At 45.7% G+C, this 19409-nt stretch carries 22 protein-coding genes and 1 other RNA gene; 3 read left to right on the top strand and 20 right to left on the bottom strand.

The features are described from left to right. Window positions 1-26: 26 nt before the first annotated feature. Genes ACTNA4_RS00785 through mtaB form a run of 4 tightly spaced genes read right to left on the bottom strand, consistent with a single transcriptional unit; the run spans window position 27 to window position 2393 of the window. Window positions 27-293, bottom strand: coding sequence for a DUF1292 domain-containing protein (locus ACTNA4_RS00785; RefSeq protein ID WP_427806399.1), 267 nt, complete (start codon window positions 291-293; stop codon window positions 27-29). Beyond that, window positions 286-744: a Holliday junction resolvase RuvX gene (gene ruvX, locus ACTNA4_RS00780; protein ID WP_427806486.1), complete on the bottom strand. Its 459-nt coding sequence runs from the start codon at window positions 742-744 to the stop codon at window positions 286-288. The genes ACTNA4_RS00785 and ruvX overlap by 8 nt, the downstream gene beginning before the upstream one ends. A 13-nt stretch (window positions 745-757) precedes the next feature. Further along, window positions 758-1015: an IreB family regulatory phosphoprotein gene (locus tag ACTNA4_RS00775; protein ID WP_427806400.1), complete on the bottom strand. Its 258-nt coding sequence runs from the start codon at window positions 1013-1015 to the stop codon at window positions 758-760. A gap of 52 nt (window positions 1016-1067) precedes the next feature. Then, window positions 1068-2393 carry a tRNA (N(6)-L-threonylcarbamoyladenosine(37)-C(2))-methylthiotransferase MtaB gene (gene mtaB / locus ACTNA4_RS00770; protein WP_427806401.1) on the bottom strand — a complete coding sequence of 442 codons (1326 nt, stop codon included), beginning with the start codon at window positions 2391-2393 and terminating at the stop codon, window positions 1068-1070. Between the two features lie 132 nt (window positions 2394-2525). Here mtaB and ACTNA4_RS00765 point away from each other — a divergent pair, with 132 nt between their 5' ends. After that, a complete protein-coding gene (locus ACTNA4_RS00765) occupies window positions 2526-2759 on the top strand; it encodes an HPr family phosphocarrier protein (protein WP_427806402.1) in 234 nt (77 codons plus the stop codon). A gap of 66 nt (window positions 2760-2825) precedes the next feature. Here the strand turns inward: ACTNA4_RS00765 and thiI are convergent, their stop codons facing one another. From thiI to pheA, 6 genes are all read right to left on the bottom strand, one after another. Then, the gene (gene thiI, locus ACTNA4_RS00760; protein WP_427806404.1) at window positions 2826-4007 is read right to left on the bottom strand and encodes a tRNA uracil 4-sulfurtransferase ThiI; all 1182 of its coding nucleotides are present in this window, start codon (window positions 4005-4007) and stop codon (window positions 2826-2828) included. Window positions 4008-4016: 9 nt separating this feature from the next. Then, window positions 4017-5174, bottom strand: a complete 1158-nt coding sequence (locus ACTNA4_RS00755) for a cysteine desulfurase family protein (RefSeq protein WP_441028151.1) — start codon at window positions 5172-5174, stop codon at window positions 4017-4019. Window positions 5175-5255: 81 nt separating this feature from the next. After that, window positions 5256-5999 carry a 16S rRNA (uracil(1498)-N(3))-methyltransferase gene (locus tag ACTNA4_RS00750; RefSeq protein ID WP_427819148.1) on the bottom strand — a complete coding sequence of 248 codons (744 nt, stop codon included), beginning with the start codon at window positions 5997-5999 and terminating at the stop codon, window positions 5256-5258. A 16-nt stretch (window positions 6000-6015) separates the two neighbouring features. Then, the gene (gene prmA, locus ACTNA4_RS00745; protein WP_427819146.1) at window positions 6016-6969 is read right to left on the bottom strand and encodes a 50S ribosomal protein L11 methyltransferase; all 954 of its coding nucleotides are present in this window, start codon (window positions 6967-6969) and stop codon (window positions 6016-6018) included. 80 nt (window positions 6970-7049) lie between these two features. Continuing rightward, the gene (locus ACTNA4_RS00740; RefSeq protein ID WP_441028149.1) at window positions 7050-8339 is read right to left on the bottom strand and encodes an ATP-binding protein; all 1290 of its coding nucleotides are present in this window, start codon (window positions 8337-8339) and stop codon (window positions 7050-7052) included. A 51-nt stretch (window positions 8340-8390) separates the two neighbouring features. Then, a complete protein-coding gene (pheA, locus tag ACTNA4_RS00735) occupies window positions 8391-9521 on the bottom strand; it encodes a prephenate dehydratase (RefSeq protein WP_427806409.1) in 1131 nt (376 codons plus the stop codon). Between the two features lie 279 nt (window positions 9522-9800). Between pheA and pyrB the strand changes: the two genes are divergently transcribed. Together pyrB and ACTNA4_RS00725 are read left to right on the top strand one after the other, a co-directional pair. After that, window positions 9801-10721 (top strand): aspartate carbamoyltransferase, encoded by a 921-nt coding sequence (gene pyrB, locus ACTNA4_RS00730; RefSeq protein WP_427806410.1) that lies wholly within the window; start codon window positions 9801-9803, stop codon window positions 10719-10721. 13 nt (window positions 10722-10734) lie between these two features. After that, window positions 10735-11190: an aspartate carbamoyltransferase regulatory subunit gene (locus ACTNA4_RS00725; protein WP_427806411.1), complete on the top strand. Its 456-nt coding sequence runs from the start codon at window positions 10735-10737 to the stop codon at window positions 11188-11190. 75 nt (window positions 11191-11265) lie between these two features. Here the strand turns inward: ACTNA4_RS00725 and ACTNA4_RS00720 are convergent, their stop codons facing one another. The 10 genes from ACTNA4_RS00720 to ACTNA4_RS00675 all read right to left on the bottom strand — a co-directional run bounded on the left by ACTNA4_RS00720 (window position 11266) and on the right by ACTNA4_RS00675 (window position 19399). Continuing rightward, window positions 11266-11514, bottom strand: a complete 249-nt coding sequence (locus ACTNA4_RS00720; RefSeq protein ID WP_441028147.1) for a hypothetical protein — start codon at window positions 11512-11514, stop codon at window positions 11266-11268. Window positions 11515-11675: 161 nt separating this feature from the next. Beyond that, complete coding sequence (locus tag ACTNA4_RS00715; RefSeq protein WP_441028145.1) at window positions 11676-11942, bottom strand: hypothetical protein; 267 nt, start codon at window positions 11940-11942, stop codon at window positions 11676-11678. Between the two features lie 130 nt (window positions 11943-12072). Next, window positions 12073-12423: RNase P RNA component class A (gene rnpB / locus ACTNA4_RS00710), an RNA gene on the bottom strand. 39 nt (window positions 12424-12462) lie between these two features. Beyond that, complete coding sequence (gene rnhA, locus ACTNA4_RS00705; RefSeq protein WP_427806413.1) at window positions 12463-12936, bottom strand: ribonuclease HI; 474 nt, start codon at window positions 12934-12936, stop codon at window positions 12463-12465. A 3-nt stretch (window positions 12937-12939) separates the two neighbouring features. Beyond that, window positions 12940-13425, bottom strand: coding sequence for a MogA/MoaB family molybdenum cofactor biosynthesis protein (locus ACTNA4_RS00700; protein ID WP_427806415.1), 486 nt, complete (start codon window positions 13423-13425; stop codon window positions 12940-12942). 126 nt (window positions 13426-13551) lie between these two features. Beyond that, entirely contained in the window at window positions 13552-15024 is a 1473-nt protein-coding gene (spoIVA, locus tag ACTNA4_RS00695; RefSeq protein WP_427806417.1) for a stage IV sporulation protein A, read from the bottom strand. An 86-nt stretch (window positions 15025-15110) separates the two neighbouring features. Continuing rightward, the gene (locus tag ACTNA4_RS00690) at window positions 15111-15245 is read right to left on the bottom strand and encodes a hypothetical protein (RefSeq protein ID WP_427806418.1); all 135 of its coding nucleotides are present in this window, start codon (window positions 15243-15245) and stop codon (window positions 15111-15113) included. Between the two features lie 21 nt (window positions 15246-15266). Further along, on the bottom strand, window positions 15267-15932 hold the full coding sequence (locus ACTNA4_RS00685) for a lysoplasmalogenase family protein (protein ID WP_427806419.1): 666 nt from the start codon (window positions 15930-15932) through the stop codon (window positions 15267-15269). After that, window positions 15932-18361 (bottom strand): cation-translocating P-type ATPase, encoded by a 2430-nt coding sequence (locus tag ACTNA4_RS00680; RefSeq protein ID WP_427819138.1) that lies wholly within the window; start codon window positions 18359-18361, stop codon window positions 15932-15934. Before ACTNA4_RS00680 ends, ACTNA4_RS00685 begins: the two co-directional genes overlap by 1 nt. Before the next feature lie 24 nt (window positions 18362-18385). Further along, the gene (locus ACTNA4_RS00675) at window positions 18386-19399 is read right to left on the bottom strand and encodes an NAD(P)H-dependent glycerol-3-phosphate dehydrogenase (protein WP_427806421.1); all 1014 of its coding nucleotides are present in this window, start codon (window positions 19397-19399) and stop codon (window positions 18386-18388) included. Between the last annotated feature and the right edge of the window lie 10 nt (window positions 19400-19409).

The following is a 19409-nucleotide window of genomic DNA, read 5'->3' as shown; positions in this document are numbered from 1 at the left end:
CCCGGTTCCCGGCGCGCGGTGTGCTGCTACATCTCGATATCCACATCTTCCAGTAATTCTTCAAACACTTTCAATACAGCCTCGAGTTCCACTTCATCTTCTGTGATCTCGTAGAGACTGTCCTCATCTTCAGGCGCACTGGTGTCCTTAAGGATGAGACATTCCGCGTCGTCCTCCTCAGAATCTGCAACCAGAAGATACGTATTCCCATTCAGCTTCGTCTGCTCAAGAATATAAAATTCTACCTGTTCTCCACTATCTTCATAAGTAAAAACCAGTTTTTCACTACTCATACAATTCGTCTCCCTCGTCCGGGTTCTGCTTCATCGCAAGCGAATCCAAAAATCCCTGCAATATAAAAACAGCCGCAATCTGATCCACGTACTGCTTGCGGTTCTCTCTTCTTATCCCTGTTTCAATTAACGTCCGCTCTGCTGATGCCGTGGTCAGACGCTCGTCCCACATCACGACCTCAAGGCCGGTCCGCCGACGAAGCATCTCACCAAATTCCAACGCTTTCTCTGCCCGTTCTCCGATATCATTGTTCATATGTTTTGGCAGACCAAGCACAAACTTCTCTACTTCATATTCTTTTGCAAGTGCTTCAATTCTTGCCAGTGTCTGTCTGAGCTTGTTCTCCGACTTGCGCACAATCGTCTCTACGGCCTGGGCTGTAATCCCCAGCGGGTCACTTACCGCCACTCCCACAGTCTTCGTACCGTAATCCAATCCCATAATCCGCATAATCTGAATCATCCTATAACTCGTTCTTAATATATGCCTTCAGCAGTTCTTCTACGATCTCATCCCGTTCCACCTTCATCACAAGGCTTCTTGCACCATTGTAGCTGGTGATGTATGTAGGATCACCTGACATAATGTATCCTACGATCTGATTCACTGGATTATATCCTTTCTCCACTAAAGCATTATATACAATCTCAAGGATATCTTTTGCCTGAATCTGTGGTCCGGCCTCCACCTGAAAAAATTGTGTATTCGATAAATTCTTCATCTTACGACCTCCAATACTTCAATACCCATTCTAATATAATCTGTAATAAAATTCAATGAGTAATTTGTGAAATATCCACAATTTTAATTTTCTTTATCTGATTAGTCCAGCTTTCCTCTCCGTCTTCGGTACAAGGCACAGAAATCCTGAGATATTCCCTGGTATGTCCGGTCACCATCTTCCGTCCTTCTTTTTCAGTCACCTCTTCAAAAAGGACTTCTACTTCCTTACCAACCCACTGCTTTTCATACTCTGCCTGTTTTCTTTCATTCATTTCCTGCAAAATAGCACTTCTTCCGGCCTTCTCCTGCTCTGTAATCTGGCCTTTCATCTCCGCTGCTTTTGTCCCACGGCGTTTCGAATACTTAAATATATGCGTTTCATAAAAATCCACCTTATCCACAAAACGTCTGGATTCCTCAAATTCTTCTTCTGTCTCTCCCGGGAATCCGGTAATCACATCGGTAGTAAGAGCCGGATTATCAAAATATTTCCGAAGGATCCTGCATTTCTCATAGTATTCCTCCGCACTATACCGGCGGTTCATCCGCTTCAGCGTCGCATTGCATCCGCTCTGGAGCGACAGATGAAAATGCGGGCAGATCTTCTTGAGTTTCGACAGTTCAGACGCAAATTCTTCTGTGATGATCCGCGGTTCCAGAGATCCGAGCCGGATCCTTACAATACCTTCCACTTCATGGACCGCCCGAATCAGTGAGAGCAGGTCTTCCTGCTGCTTCCCATTTTCATCCTTAAGATCCACACCATAGGAGCTGAGATGAATTCCGGTCAGCACCACCTCACGATATCCGTTTGCGGCCAGTGTCTCTACCTCCCGCACAACCTCTTCCTTTTTTCTGCTCCTTACTCTTCCCCGTGCATACGGGATAATGCAGTACGTACAAAACTGATTACAGCCATCCTGCACTTTCAGATAGGCTCTTGTATGCTCTGCCGTCCTTGTGAGGGACAGTTCTTCGTACTTTGCAGTATGGTTGATATCGATTACTTCAATCTGCTGATGCTTCTCTTTTTGTGCAAAATAGGCATCCAGGATCCCGATCAGCTCCTGTTTCTTATTATTCCCAATGACAATATCAATATTCTCATCCTTTTCCCCTGCATCGGTCCTTGCCTGCACATAACAGCCCGCAGCCACGATCACCGCATCCGGATTCTGCTTTCTGGCACGATGGATCATCTGTCTGGATTTCCGGTCTGCAATATTCGTAACCGAACAGGTATTAATGATATAAATATCCGCCTCATCCTGGAACGGGACAATCTGATATCCGTTCTTCTCAAGAAGTTCCTGCATTGCTTCCGTCTCATAGGCATTTACTTTACACCCCAAATTGTGTAACGCTGCTTTTCTCATCACATTTCCCACCTTCAAATTCTATAAGATTTTACAAAAAGATATCGTTTTCTTTGGCATTTTATTCCTTGACAATTCTCTATACAAACTATAATATATCTATATAAATTCAAAACAAGGAGGAACTTTCACATGAAAACAGTACAGATTTCTTTAAACTCAATTGATAAAGTAAAATCTTTCGTAAATGAAATCACAAAGTTTGATTATGATTTTGATCTTGTATCTGGAAGATACGTTATCGATGCTAAATCTATCATGGGTATCTTTAGTCTGGATCTTTCAAAACCGATTGATCTCAACATTCACGCTGACAGTGAAGAAGTCGATCACATTCTTGAAATCCTGAACCCATATTTAGTTTAATATTTAGTTAAAAATAAGATGAAGGTTTCTCGGAGCCTTCATCTTATTTTTTAGGCTTTGTTTCCTTTATTTTACGATAATCGTCTCTACCGAACGAATTGCTTCGTCAAAAAGCTGATCAATCTTTTCCGCCAGTTTTTCTTCCGATTTTCTGATCACTTCCACATTTGGTTTTGTTACCGGATGTTTTGCTACAAAAATGGTACAGCAGTCTTCATACGGAAGGATCGAGGTCTCATAGGTGTTGATCTTCTCTGCCACTTCCACGATTTCCTGCTTATCAAAACCAATCAGCGGACGATATACCGGAAGAGTGCAGACATCATTTGTAGCCGCAAGGCTCTGCATCGTCTGACTCGCCACCTGTCCGATGCTCTCTCCTGTAATCAGTCCCAGACAGTCATCCTGTTTTGCGAAATGCTCTGCGATCCGCATCATATATCTTCTCATAATAATAGTAAGCTCGTCATGCGGACATTTCTCATAAATATAGAGCTGGATATCGGTGAAATTCACCACATGAAGCTTGATCGGTCCTGTATACTTTGAGACAAGCTTCGCCAGATCGACCACCTTCTGTTTTGCGCGCTCACTGGTATACGGCGGTGCATGGAAATAAGTCGCCTCAAGTCCGACTCCTCTCTTGGAGATCATATACCCTGCCACCGGGCTGTCAATTCCTCCTGAAAGGAGAAGCATGGCTTTGCCGTTCGTACCGACCGGCATGCCTCCCGGTCCCGGAATAATTTCCGAATAAATATAGATTTCCTCGCGGACTTCTACTCGGAGAAGAACGTCCGGCTTGTGAACATCCACGCGAATTTCCGGAAAAGCATCCAGAATCGCTTCTCCAAGGTCACAATTGATCTCCATCGATTTTTTCGGATAAGTCTTCTTTGCTCTTCTGGACTCGACTTTAAATGTGATATTTTTATCCGGATACATTTCGTCCATATATGCAACCACATCTTTTTTCAATTCATCAAATCCACGGTCAGATACCCGGACTACCGGACAGATTCCCACAATTCCGAACACTCTCTGAAGTGCTTCCGTCACTTCGTCGGAATCATAGTATCCTTCACAGTCCACATAGACACGGGCCTGTGACTTGTATACGTGGAAGTCTCCTTCTACATCTTTCAAAACGAATTTTACCTGACGCACCAACGCATCTTCGAACATATACCGGTTCTTTCCCTTGATTCCAATCTCTCCATATTTTATCAAATAAGTCTGAAACTTCATACTTTCCTCCTAATGGCGTGTGTACTTTCTTAACATCGGCACACAATTGTATAATGTCTGCAATGTATAATCAATCTCTTCTTCCGTTGTAAATTCTGACATACTGAAGCGAACTGTGGAATCAAGATATTCTTTACCTGTACCGATTCCTCTTAACACTCCGCTCACAGACGGGTGATTCGATGAGCATGCAGAACCGGATGATACATAAATTCCTTTGCTCTCCAGTGTGTGCAGCAGAACCTCACTCCGGATCCCTGCAATTCCCACACTGATGATATGCGGTGCGCTCGTCTCATCGGTAAGTCCATGAACCTTTGTATGTTCGATCTGGCTGACACCTTCTATAAATTTCTGCTTCAGCCACCTCATATGCGCCACTTTTTCGTCCAGTCCCGTATAAATCTCTTTTGCTGCCTGCGCGATTCCGGCAATACCCGGAACATTTTCCGTACCGGATCGCATATTCTTCTGCTGTTCTCCTCCAAAAATGATCGGTCTTACTTTTGCCCTTTCATTGATATAGAGGAATCCGATCCCCTTCGGGCCGTGAATCTTATGTCCGCTTACCGAGAACATGTCGATTCCCATTTTCTTCGGATAGATCCTGTATTTTCCAAAGCCCTGCACGGCATCCACATGAAACAGAATATTCCGGTTATAGGACTTCACGATTCCTGCTGCTTCCGCGATCGGTTGTACGGATCCGATTTCATTATTTACATACATGATTGATACCAGGATCGTCTCCGGACAGAGTGCTTCTTTCAAGGCATCCAAACGCACCCGCCCGTACATATCAACCGGAAGGTATGTGACCCGGTACCCTTCCTCTTCTTCCAGATATTTCATCGTATTCAAAATAGCAGGATGCTCGATCGCCGTCGTGATCAGATGCTTTCCGGCGCGATGATTTGCACGCGCGCCTCCGATCAGTGCCAGATTGTCACTTTCTGTTCCACCGGATGTAAAGAATATTTCCTTCTCCTGCACTTTCATCAGCCTTGCCAGCGTTTCCCTTGCGCCCCAGACATATTTTTCCGCCTCCACGCCTTTTTTATGCATGGAAGATGGATTGCCGTAATCCTCACACATCGTTTTCGCAACGATATCCCTGACACTGTCATATGCTCTGGTCGTAGCTGAATTATCCAGATAAACTTCCATTTTTATCGTCTCCTAACTTCTTCCTCACTATATCTTATGCCGGTTCTGCTTTCCTGCCATCTGTCTCTTCTGAATGAAATCCTACTGCTGCTCTTCCAGTTCAAACATCAGCACAGAAAGAATCGCTAGTCCCGCTGTCTCGGTCCTCAGAATCCGCCTTCCAAGGGTGATCTCTTTTGCACCACTGCGGATGGCTGCTTCCACTTCCTCCTGTTCAAAACCACCTTCCGGCCCGATAAAGATTCCAACAGACTGCCCTCTTTTGATGGAACGAATGATCCGTTTTGTCTCCTCCATCCCTTTGGCAAGCTCATACGGAATCAGCACCACATCCAGCTCTGCGGCCTTCTTAAGAGCCTCGCTGTACGAAAGCGGCATCTCCACTTCCGGGATCCGGCTTCTACCGGCCTGCTTTGCGGCGCTCTCGGCAATGCTGTTCCAGCGTTCCACTTTTCTTGCAGCTTTCTTCTCATCCAGCTTCACGACAGAACGCTTCGTTGCGACCGGAATGATCTTCACCGCTCCGAGTTCCACCGCTTTCTGAACGATCAGCTCCATCTTGTCTCCCTTGGGAAGTCCCTGAAACAGATACAATTCATTGCTAAGCTCTGTATCCGCCTCCATTTTTTCCAGGATACGAAGTGTAGCCCTTCCTTCCTCGTAAGATACCACTTCACAGACGTATTTGAGATTATTCCCATCACTGATCCCGGCCTGTTCGCCCGGTTTCATCCGAAGGACATTCTTCATGTGATTAACATCCTGCCCTTCCACATAGATATACGGTTCTTCCACCTGCGAAGGTGTCACAAAAAAATGATGCATCACTCACTCATCCCATCTAATTCTTACGTGCAGTTACGGAAACCCATTCTCCCTGATAGTTCACCTCAAGGACCTCAAGTCCCGCTGCTTTCACAGCATTCACTACCGTTTCTTCTTTGTCATCAATAATTCCGCTGGTGATATAGATTCCGCCCGGTTTTAACTGATTCACAATAACCGGAGTAAGCGGCACCAGCACATCCGCAAGGATATTGGCTGCAACAATGTCATATTTCTCATAACCCACTTTATCCTGCACCGCTTTATCATCAATGATATTACCGATCATCACCTCATAGCGATCTTCGGTGATCCCATTTACCTGCATGTTCTCACGGGTCGCATCGATGGCACACGGATCCAGATCGGTTCCGACGGAATATTCGGCTCCGAACATCAATGCAAGCATCCCCAGAATACCGCTGCCGCATCCCACATCCAGAATCCGTGTATGCTCCGTGGTATACTTGCGGATCTGCCGGATACAGAGCTGCGTGGTCTCATGCATACCGGTGCCAAACGCAGTGCCCGGATCGATGTGTACAATCATCTTATTCTCATCTTCAGGCTTCACATTCTCCCAGGACGGGATGATCAAAATATCATCTACGTAGAACTGATGGAAATATTTCTTCCAGTTATTGACCCAGTCCACATCTTCCGTCTGCGACTCCTCAATCGATCCGCTTCCCACCTCGATATACGCACGCATATCCTCAAGTTCAGCGCGAACCTTTGCAAGTACCGCTTCCTTGTCATCCTCTTCTTCCAGATAGAAGCTGATATAGGCAACTCCGTCATCCACGCCGGTCTCCGGAAGAATATCCACAAACATCTGCTCTTTTTCTCTCTGACTCATCGGAATATTATCTTCGATCTCAATGCCCTGGATTCCCAGATCCATGAGCATACTGCTGACAAGATCCTCCGCTTCCGTCGTTGTCTCTATTCTGAATTTATTCCATTTCATACCATGATCTCCTTGATCCGATTTTTATAATTCCAGTATCATATTAGTATAACAAGTCCTGTCCGAAAGCGCAAGTACTCCTAATTCTTACCAAGCAGATAATCGATGAACTGCTGCGCCGTTCTTCCGCTCAGGCCACCGTGATTCAGTTCCCATTTATTTGCTTCCAGCAGGAGCTGATCTTCCGGCATCGTAAGCCCGTTTCGTTCCGCCAGTGTTTTGACAATTTTCTGGAATTCTTTCTTATCCGGCTTTCCAAAATAAATGGTAACACCAAATCTTGCCACCAGTGAGAGTTTTTCCTGCACCGTATCGTTGGTGTGCAGTTCTTCATCGCGGTCTGCCTTATCCTTGAAAGTCTCACGGATCAGGTGTCTGCGGTTGGAGGTCGCATAGATCAGAATATTGTCCGGCTTCTTTTCCAGTCCGCCCTCGATCACTGCTTTCAAATATTTATACTCAATTTCAAATTCTTCGAAAGAGAGATCATCCATATAGATGATAAATTTGTAATTGCGGTTCTTGATCTGCGCGATCACATCATTCAGATCCTGGAACTGATGTTTATAAACCTCAATCATTCTCAATCCCCTGTCATAATACTGGTTTAGGATTGCCTTGATCGAAGAGGATTTTCCTGTCCCTGCATCTCCGAACAGCAGACAGTTGTTCGCGCGTCTTCCGCTTACAAATGCCTCCGTATTGTCGATGAGCTTCTGCTTTGCCATGTCGTATCCCACCAGATCGTCCAGATGAACATGGGCGATGTTAGTGATCGGCACGATCTGCACACCGTCTTCATCGTGCTCCACGCGGAACGCCTTATGAAGTCCAAGCTTGCCCACTCCGAATTCTTTGTAAAATCCGGTGATGATCCGCTTGAATTCTTCCGCGGATCCTGCCTGTCCAAGTGCCCTTGCAAGATCGCAGATGCGGTCGCGGATCCTCTTATTAAAGACTTTTCCGTGCCCGTTTGTGTGATGATAATCCTCGATCATGTAAATACAGGTAGTCCCAATCTCCTTCTCCATCCGGTGAAGGTCATAATCAAACAATTCTTTGAAAATTTCAAAATCATGAAGTGCTGCCTCATTGACACTTCCTTCGATCTCACCTACGATCTCGCATGCAGTACTGTACGCATTCTCACTGTTTGCCAGCAGTAAAGTGAGAAAATTATGCCACAGATTTCCTTCAAATCCGTAACAGCTCGCCAGTTCGATCATTTCATTCAGGCATTCATATAAAAGTCCCTTCAGATCTTCTTTATTATAATACTCATTATCTGCATTTTCGATCAAAAATGTCATATCACGCAGCAGATCTTCATGTTCCATATAGCGATATAATACCAGTTCGTTCGTTCTCATTTCATTTGTCCTTTCCCATTGCAAATGTCAAAGCATATGTCTGTTCTGAATCTAGTAATTGCCGAGAATTTTCAGATTCAGCGCCTCTTCTCTCAAACCGCGGATCGCATTTTTGACGGCCGCGTCCGCAAGATTTCCCTCAAAATCAACGAAGAAGCGGTATTCAAAGCTTCTTCCTTCGATCGGGCGTGATTCAATCTTGGTCATATTCAAGTCGTTGTAAATAAAATGTGAAAGCAGGTGATACAAGGATCCGCTTTCGTGCGGAACTTCCATGCAGATGCTGATTTTTGAGGCATGTTTCAAAAATACCTTCTGGTTCGTAATGACAATAAATCTCGTCGAATTATCGGATTCTGCATTGATGTCCTGCTCCAGGATCTCCAGGCCGTAAAGCTTTGCCGCATATTCACTGCACACAGCCGCCTGCTCCGGATTCTTCTCCTCCAGCACCTTCTTCGCCGCAACCGCCGTATTCGCGACACTGATCTGCTCCCAGTCCCCGTAATTATCCAGGAATCTGGCGCTCTGCATCAGTCCCTGCGGATGGGAATATACTCTCTTGATCTGGGAAATCTTCACACCCGGAAGACCGGCAAGCTGATGGCGGACCGGAAGGATGACTTCACCGACAATATAATTTTCAAATTCTACCAGGAGATCATAGACCTGATCCACCGCGCCTGCTGTCGAATTTTCAATCGGGAGCACCGCATAATCCGCCGTTCCTTCTTCGATCGCTACCATTGCATCCCGGAACGTCGGCACATGGAAATTCTTCTGACCTGATCCGAAGAATTTCTCCATGGCAGCCTGACTATAGGCGCCCTCAACGCCCTGAAACACCACACGGGCCCCTTCCACATTCAGCTCATCCAGTTCAATAAAAGGAAGTCTTCCAAGGACGCCTTCCTGGGACAACTTCTGATACTGGAGTTTCCGGCTCATGGACATCAGCTGCTCAAACAGTTCTCTGATTCCCTTTTTATTAAAATCATTCGTCGCCATTGCAGATACGGACGCCAGCTTCTCATTCTCGCGTGTGCGGTCCAGCACCTTTTTTCCATTTTTTATCTTATAATCCGCCACTTGTCCGCATATTTCCATACGTTTCTCGTAGAGCTCCGTAATCTGGGTATCGATCTCATCCAGTTTCTGCCTCATCTCCAGTAATGTTTCCATAATGGATTCTCTCCTTATCTGTACGTTCTTTCTTCTATCATTCGCTCGTTCTTTCGGCATTCATTGCCTGCGGTGACATTATATACTATTTTTTTTATAAAATCCAGTTCTTTATTCCTCTTCCTTTGGCTGAATATCCAAATCAGAGCGAACTGCCGGAAAACCAAAAGATAAAATCCTTATTGAAATGTGGTCTGTTTTATTATATGATAGTGAAGAATAAAGATTAATTCCAGAAGACCTGTCGTCATTCTGGCAAAAATAAAGGAGGTTTCCTACATGAGACATTTAATGAGTCCATTAGATTTTTCTGTCGAAGAACTTGACAAACTCATGGATCTCGCGAACGACATCGAGGCAAATCCAAAGAAATACGCACATGCATGCGACGGCAAAAAGCTTGCTACTTTATTCTATGAACCAAGCACCCGTACCCGCCTCAGCCATGAAGCTGCAATGCTGAATCTTGGGGGCAGCATCATGGGATTTTCTTCAGCAGCATCCAGTTCTGCTGCAAAAGGCGAAAGTGTTTCTGACACGATCCGCATGATTTCCTGCTACGCTGATATTTGTGCGATCCGGCATCCGAAGGAGGGGGCTCCGATGGTTGCCTGCCAGCATGCTACCATTCCTGTCATCAACGCAGGTGACGGCGGACATCAGCATCCGACCCAGACTTTAACCGACCTGCTTACGATCCGTTCTCTGAAAGGACGATTGAACCACTTGAAAATCGGTCTCTGTGGTGACTTAAAATTCGGCCGTACCGTTCATTCTCTTATCAATGCCCTTGCCCGCTACGATGATATTGAATTTGTACTGATTTCACCAGAAGAACTTCGTCTTCCGGATTATGTAAGACATGACGTTCTGGATAAACAGAACATTCCATATACTGAGGTAGTTCGTCTTGAAGAGGCGCTTCCTGACCTCGATCTTCTCTATATGACACGTGTACAGAAAGAACGTTTCTTTAACGAAGAAGATTATGTCCGTATGAAGGATTTCTATATTCTCGACAAAGCCAAAATGGAACTCGCACCGCCGGATATGCTGGTGCTTCATCCGCTTCCAAGGGTAAATGAGATCTCTGTCGAAGTAGATGAGGATCCAAGAGCTGCTTATTTCAAGCAGGTACAGTATGGTGTCTATATCCGAATGGCCCTCATTCTGACACTGCTTGATATCCATGTGGATTAGGAGGTAACTGACTATGGTAAAGAATACATTGAATATCGGTAAGATTTCGGAAGGTTTTGTTCTTGATCACATTGAAGCCGGAAAGAGCATGGATATTTACAAATATCTGAAGCTGGATAAGCTGGACTGCTGTGTAGCTATCATCAAGAACGCCAAGAGCAACAAGATGGGTAAGAAGGACATCATCAAAATCGAATGTCCGATCGACATCATCGACCTGGATATCCTCGGATTCATCGATCACAACATTACGATCAATATCATTGAAAATGAAGAAATCGTCGACAAAAAGGCGCTGACGCTTCCGAAAGAGATCAAAAATGTGATCAAATGCAAGAATCCACGCTGTATCACTTCCATCGAACAGGAGCTGGATCATATCTTCGTCCTGACCGATCCGGAAAATGAAGTGTACCGGTGCAAATACTGCGAAGAAAAATATGACAGACAGAAAAGGAGAAAACATTAATTCTGTAAAATAACGTAAGGAAAATAAACAACCTTTAATAGGGAGAGATATTACTCAAAAGAGTGATACCTCTCCCTATACTATTTTGTTGCAATTAGCTTTTTTGTCGGGTTTCATCCCAAGGGAATACTTACGATATTTCTTCTTTTCCGCCTTTGCATCCAGTCCAACTTTTCGCAGTATAGCATGAATTTCTTCTTCTCCAATCAGGTTCCGAATAGATGCCAGCATCTTCAAGTTCTCATAGCCAGAATACCGGTCCAGAAAAGTAGGGTTTTCCAGAAGGAATCCAATGCTATCTGTAAATTCTAATTCTTTTCCCAATTTTGTTTCGAATTTATTTAATTGACAGATTTATTCAAATATTTTGGGGGAATTTTCAGGAGAGAAAAGAAGAAAAGAAAATTGTGTTTTGGGGATATTATGTAGTCAGCACAATTTTATTTTGGAATTTTCATTTTTGAACCTCCTTTCCTCTTTCAAATCTAAATTTCCCTGGTTTTTCCCCTAGCAATCGTATAGCCAACTCCAGACTTTCTTCTATCAGTCCCTTTGATGTTGACTTTATCAGAAAATCCATCGGATAACAAATCCAGAGAATTCCCGCTTCCCAGATATTCTTTTAATTCTTCGCCAGTATGCCATGTTTTCACATACATCAAGTTGTTATGAGTTGCTGCATATTCCTTGATTACCTTTTGAATAAAACCACAAATCTCAAACCCATCATCACATATTCCGATATCGTACATTTTACTCCACTCCAGTATCATACTCCTATATTTACTTTATAAAAGAAAAAAGTGACTAACAATAGCCACCTTTCCTCTCCGCTACATTATACATAACTATGACAAACCATAAATAAAAATTCAGTATAAACAGGCAAGCAAAACGATAAGCCGGGTTATGTCGTTGGACGTTCATCTATCCAGACCTGCTGTCGCCAGCAGGTTCAAGCGACCTACCTAAAACGTGACGGGCCGCCACATCGTTTTGATTCGGTCTTGCTTCGGATGGGGTTTACATGTGCCCCTTCTGTTACCAGACGGGCGGTAGTCTCTTACACTGCCTTTCCACCCTTACCTGTCATATGACAGGCGGTTTATTTCTGTTGCACTTTCCTTGGAGTCACCTCCACCGGACGTTATCCGGCATCCTGCCCTGTGAAGCCCGGACTTTCCTCACCTGCGACCTTTCGGCACCTGCAGCCGCGAACGTCTGTCTTACTTGCCTCAAACACTCTAACACATTTTTTCTATCTTGTAAAGTCTAAAGTCCCTCGTCAACGATCAGATCCTTTCCGTCGGCCGCTGTCGTCGCGAGCTGGTCACACCGCTCATTCTGGGGATGGCCGTCATGACCTTTCACCCAGATAAACTGAACCTGATGCGGCTTTTTCGCCTCCAGAAGGCGTTTCCAGAGGTCCACATTCTTGACCGGTTCGTTCTTCCCGCGCTTCCATCCTTTGCGGATCCATCCTTCGATCCAGTGCTGGTTGAATGCGTTGACCACATACTGAGAATCCGAATATAATTCGACCTCACATGGCCGGTTCAGGGTCTCCAGTCCGGCGATCACCGCCATCAGCTCCATCCGGTTATTGGTCGTCTTCACATATCCCTGCGACAATTCCTTTACATGGAGCTGCCCTTTGGTATCTACATATTCCAGAACCGTCCCGTATCCCCCCGGTCCGTCCGGATTCCCCCTTGCAGCGCCATCGGTATATATCCTTACTTTCATCTGCTACTCCTTAATATCGTCATGTTCTCCCAGTACGACTTCGGTCGCATAAACGATCTCCGGGAGAATGTATTCCAGACATTCCTTGATGATCTTCGGACTTCCCGGAAGATTCACGATCAACGTATGGTTCCGGATTCCGGCAACTCCCCTGGTCAGCATGGCGCGCTTTCTCGTTCTCTCCATATACAGCCGCATCGCTTCTGCCATGCCCGGTATTTCTTTGTCCAGGATCGACTTCGTCGCCTCCGGTGTCCAGTCTTCATCCCTGCACCCGATTCCTCCGATAGTCAATACCAGATCGGCGATTTCCGCATCAGCGATCCTTGCAAGCACCTTCCGGATCACCTCTTTGTCATTCGGAACCGGCTGAATCAGTTCCGTCCGGAAGCTGACCTGCCCCAGCATCCTTTTGACGATCGGCGCACAATCATCCTCTTTTAATTTCTGGTAAATCAATGTATCTACTGAAACAATTGCTGCTTTCATTTATACTCTCCTCTTTTCTTCTCCTTACGTACAGTCAAAGCCGATACCTGTAAAAAACGGTACCGGCATATTTGATATCTAAAAGTATAACATACCCCAAATCATCTGTGCAACCACATATTCCTGTTAAATGATAATGCAGACCAGCCCTCCATTGCTGTCATTGACAATTTTCTGCATGGTATCCTGAAGTTTCACCTGACTTTCATCGTTGATCATCGCAATCTTTCCGTGCATCCCGTCCATGACCAGCTCTTCGATGGATTTGCCGAAAATATTCGTTCCCCAGACTCCCTCCGGTGACTGGGCAGCTGCTTTGATATAGTTCTTCAAATCCTCTGCCTGCTGCTCGCTCCCCACGATCGGCGCAATTTCCGTCTCGATATTGGCACGTATCATATGAATGGACGGCGCCTCGGAATGAATTTTCACACCGAACTTATTTCCCTGCTTGATGACGACAGGTTCGTCCAGATGGATTTCCTCTTTTCCGGGGCTTACCACACCATAGCCTTTTAATTTCACAGAATCCATGGCATCCTTCACACTCTCATACTCTTTTCGAAGTGACGACAGTTCCTTGATCGTTCCGATCAGATCATACTCACTGGTAATCGCGGTTCCGGTAAGTTCACTTAATGTCTCATAATAATACGCGTCATCCACCCGGATCTCCACAGCGACACATCCGGTGTCCATGGAGATCTTTCCAACCTTTGCCTCAGTTATGTAAGGACTTTGCGGGGTCACGACCGCATTCTGCGCATCCCGGATCTCATCGACATGATTAAGGACCTGGCGCACATATTCCAGCATATCCTGCTTGATCTTGTGATCTCGTGGCAGCATTTCCACCCACTTGGGAATGAAAAACTGAATTTCCGAAACCGGAAATGCAAACAGAATCTGTTCCATAATATGATGGATGTCTTCCTCTTTTAGCTGTTCACAGTTCACCGGCATCGCTGTAACCTTATGCGTTTCTTCGATTTCCTTTGCGACTTTCTTCGCCTCTTCGCTATAAGGCTTTCTGGTGTTTACCAGAACGATAAACGGTTTTCCCAGACTCTTTAGTTCTTGAATCGTCTGTTCCTCTGCCGGGCGGTAATTCTCCCTTGGAATATCACCGATGCTCCCGTCGGTCGTGATCACGATTCCTATCGTGGAATGGTCACAGATCACCTTTCTGGTTCCGATTCCCGCCGCCTTGGTAAATGGAATCTCATACTCAAACCACGGCGTTTTCACCTGCCGCTCGTCTCCATTTTCAATATGCCCTGCCGCTCCTTCCACCATGTAACCGACACAATCGATCAGTCGCACCTTCACATCGGTATCCCCTGACAGACGGACCACAGCCGCTTCTTTCGGGACAAATTTCGGTTCGGTCGTCATGATCGTCTTGCCGGATGCAGACTGGGGAAGTTCATCCAACGTTCTTGCTCTCATGTGTTCATCCTTCATTCCCGGAAGTACCAGCACATCCATGAACCGCTTGATAAACGTGGATTTTCCGGTTCTGACCGGTCCCACAACTCCGATATAGATCTCCCCGCCTGTCCTCGTCTCAATGTCCTTGTATAAGTCAAATGTATTCATATGGTATCCTCCTTTGCCGGCTGATACCAGTGTATGCCCTGCTTTCTGAGATTATGCTGTACATGAGCACAAAAGAGCAATCCATTTTATAGGCAAAAACTCATCTTCGTCGCATAAGAAATATCCGGATTCGATACAATACCATTTTTGCATATATACCGGTACACACGGTTTCTGTTGTTTCTCTTCACTTCGATATTGGTCATCTGCTTTCTATCCATAACGCACCCCTTACAACTTTATCAGCATACCAGCAAATACACCGCACTATAATAAAATATTAACAGGATCAGACTGTATTTTCTCTCTTTTCTTTTCGTAAATGTCCTCCAGGCCAAAATATAATCGGAAATCATAAAACATACTCCACCAATAGCCCCCGGTATTGCACTTAATGAAAATCCACTTTTAATCAGCCCGGACAAAGCCATAGCTGCTGTTCCACAGAGAAATGCAGGATATATGGCCGCGCCGGTGAGATAAACTGCATCGGGAACCATTTTCTTCCGGTTCATCTTCTTTGCTTCAGGTAGATACTTTCCAAGTCCAACAAAAAATATCAAATATCCTGTAGCAAAAAGAATAAGCGTATACCATTCCATCCCATAACGGCATGCATATCCTGCAATGAATAAAAGGTGAGCTAATGCAAACACAGCCACGCCTGCCAAAAGGACCAGCTCAAGCAGCACGTCTGCCACCATGCAAAGAACTGCTCCCCCGACCATCAGCCAGCCAGACATACTGTTATTTGCACGCACTCCTGCAAAGGCCGCCAGGACCGGCATCAGAGTGGCAAGCGCTTTGAATACCAGCACCCCATTGCCGATTTTTCCTTTCAGGCCTCCATATATTGATCCAAAAAACACCATTCCCAATATTGTCAAAATCAAAAATGTCTGATTCATTACACCCTCTTTTTCTCCGGATTCTTAAACAGCCGGATATAGCCTTCTCTGATCCACTCCACAAACCGTGTGAGATAGCGCAGCACCGGTTCTGTCGCAATGGAGAAGACTACAAACAGCATGATACATTTCGTAGACATTCCCGTGATTGCGAATAAATCAGGAAGGAAAATGCTGCAGCCGAGCATTCCGACGACACATCCTATCCAGATCACCCTTCTGAAAAGATTCATCGGCTGACAGATCCGGTAAAGAATCATAAATCCGACAATTGCCAGCAGCATCGTCGCTGCTGTAGAAATATCCGATGCAGGAACATCGAATGTCTGCCCGAACACGACCAGTGCACCGACCGCGATCACATCCGTAAGTCCGGCAGGAAGCGCCTTCAGAACCACATTCGTCAAGAAATGTCCCCGTATGATATCCTTGTTCGGCTGAAGTGCCAGGAAAAATGCAGGGATACCAATGGTGTACATCGTGATCAACGAAACCTGTGACGGTTCCAGCGGATACGTAATCATGAAAGCCAGAGAGAACAGCGATAAGAGGAAAGAAAAAATATTCTTCACCAGAAACAGACTGGCCGATCTCTGAATATTATTGACGACTCTACGCCCTTCCAGTACAACTTCCGGCATTTTGGAAAAATCAGATTCCAGAAGAACAACCTGGGAAGCCTGTGCCGCCGCATCACTTCCGGAAGCCATCGCAACTGAACAGTCCGCATCTTTCAGTGCCAGTACGTCATTGACACCGTCCCCGGTCATCGCGACCGTACGTCCCTGACGTTTCAACGCATGCACAAGCTGGCGTTTCTGTTCCGGCACAACTCTTCCGAATACGGTATAATTCCGGGCAGCTTCTTCCAGTTCTTCCTCAGTCTTTAGTTCCCGTGCATCAATATAGCGCTCTGCGTTCCGAATTCCTGCCTGCTTTGCTGTCTCAGAGACGGTCAGTGGATTATCACCGGAAATCACTTTGATCTCAACACCCTGCTGTTCAAAAAATGCAAACGTTGAAGGCGCCTCTTTGCGGACTTTATTCAGAAGCAGAATATATCCCAGCGGATTTGCCTCTCCGGTCAACGCTTTTCCATCCGGAATTCCATCATATTTTGCAAAAACAAGAACCCGGTAGCCTTTTTCTGCAAATTGATTAATCTTATCCTGATGTTCTGAAAACATCTTTCTCAGAACGAATTCAGGTGCTCCGAGCACATAGGCATCTTCTCCGTAAATGACACCACTATACTTCACAGTGGAAGAAAACGGGATGACTTTGTCCGGTTTCTTCCCGGAATTCTCTTTAAAGAATTCTTTCAGAGCAGCCATGGTGGCGTTGTCTGCCTCCATCTCTTTCACAAAATCCCCGATCATCTCTTCAAGCGGCGGCATAGTTTCTTCCTCATACCCCTTCGCTCTCACGACCTTATTCACACACATGCTGTTTTCCGTGATTGTTCCGGTCTTATCCACACAAAGCACATCGACCCTGGCAAGAGTCTCGATACTCTTCATATCATGAAGCAGTACTCGTTTCTTTGCAAGCCGCATGGCACTCACAACCATTGCCACACTTGCAAGAAGATACAGACCTTCCGGAATCATTCCAATCACGGCTGCAACCATCGATACAATGCTTTCCCGGAAACTCTCCCCGTTAAAGAAGAAGCCCTGAACAAAAAGCACGATCCCGATCGGGATCAGAGCGATTCCCACAACTTTAACCAGCCGGTCGAGAGAACGCATCATCTCAGACTGTTCCCCTTCCGGCATGGCTCCGGCTTCCAGAGTCAGCCTGGAAATATAAGAATCTTCTCCCACACTGGTCAGTCTGGCATGGCATTTTCCGGATACAATGAAACTTCCTGAAAGCAGCGTGTCTCCCCGACGCTTGGTAATCTCGTCCGATTCTCCGGTAAGAAGGGATTCATTGACCCTGACTTCTCCCTCTTCCACCACTGCGTCCGCACAGATCTGGTTGCCCGCGCCGAAAATGACGATGTCATCGATTACAAGATCAATCGCATCAATTTTCCGCACATTTCCGTCCCGTACCACCTCCGCATGCGGAGCATTTAGCATGTTCAGCTTTTCAAGGACCCTTTTTGCACGGATCTCCTGAATGATTCCGATCATTGTATTTGCGATAATGACCGGAAGAAATGTCAGATTACGGAACGATCCGACAATACAAAGGAGGATCGCCAACACCAGAAAAATCAAGTTAAAATACGTAAATACATTTTTATGAATAATCTCTTTTGTCGTCAATGCTGGCGGCGCCACTTCCTCGTTCGTCCATCCATTTTCCACACGTGTTCTTACCTGTTCCTCTGTAAGTCCCGCTCTATAATCCGGTTTGACTCTCACGATCTCCCCGCGTACTCTCTCATCCTCTTCCCTGCTTCTGTCTTTCGTAAACATACGCCTCCTATAGTATCGTTTTTTCTATTCTTCCCATGGAAGTGCCGGATGTTCGATTCTTCCATCACGCAGCATCAGTTCCCGTACCGCTTCTTCTGCTTTCTTTCCCTCAAACAAGATGCGGTTCACTTCCTCTACAATCGGCATGGAGACCTCATATTTCTCTGCAAGTTTCTTCGCTGCCTTCGCAGAATAAACGCCTTCTACAACCATCTGCACTTCATCCATCGCTTCCTGCATGGTCTTGCCCTGCCCGATCAGATAGCCAGCCTTTCGATTGCGACTGTGTACACTGGCGCAGGTCACGATCAAATCTCCGATTCCGGTCAGACCGGTAAATGATTCAATCTTACCGCCCATTTTCACTCCAAGCCGTGAGATCTCTGCGATTCCACGCGTGATCAGGGCTGCTTTTGTATTATCGCCATAGCCGAGACCGTCCGCAATTCCGGCTGCCAGAGCGATGACATTTTTCAGCGAACCACCCAGCTCAATGCCCAGAATGTCCGGGCTGGTATAAACTCGGAACACTTCGCTCATGAAAATGCTCTGCAGATATTCGGCAGTCTCTCTTTTCTTTGCGCCCACAACTACCGTCGTCGGAAGTTTGCGTCCAACTTCTTCTGCATGACTCGGGCCTGAAAGTACCGCTACATTTGCCTGTGGTATTTCTTCTTCAATCTGCTCACTTAAGGTCATAAGTGTGCTCTCTTCGATTCCTTTCGCTACATTAACAAGAATCTGTCCTTCCTTCACAAATGGTTTCATAGAACGCGCTGTACTTCTGGTAAACGGTGACGGCACCGCCAGCACGACTACATCTTTCTCCAGAATTCCATCCTGAATGTCATTGGTAAACACGATATGATCCGGAATCACAACTCCCGGAAGTTTGGATGTATGTTCTCTTTTTTCGGACAACATCTCAACCTCATTTTTGTCGATCGACCAGACCGTCACATCATGTCCATTATTTGAAAGTAAAATTGCCAGAGCAGTTCCCCAGCTTCCTGCACCCATAATTCCAATCTTCTTCATTGTCATTCTC

The organism is Bariatricus sp. HCP28S3_A7 (assembly GCF_052066375.1).
GTDB lineage: Bacteria > Bacillota > Clostridia > Lachnospirales > Lachnospiraceae > Allocoprococcus.
This window is presented reverse-complemented; position numbering and strand designations above follow the sequence as displayed.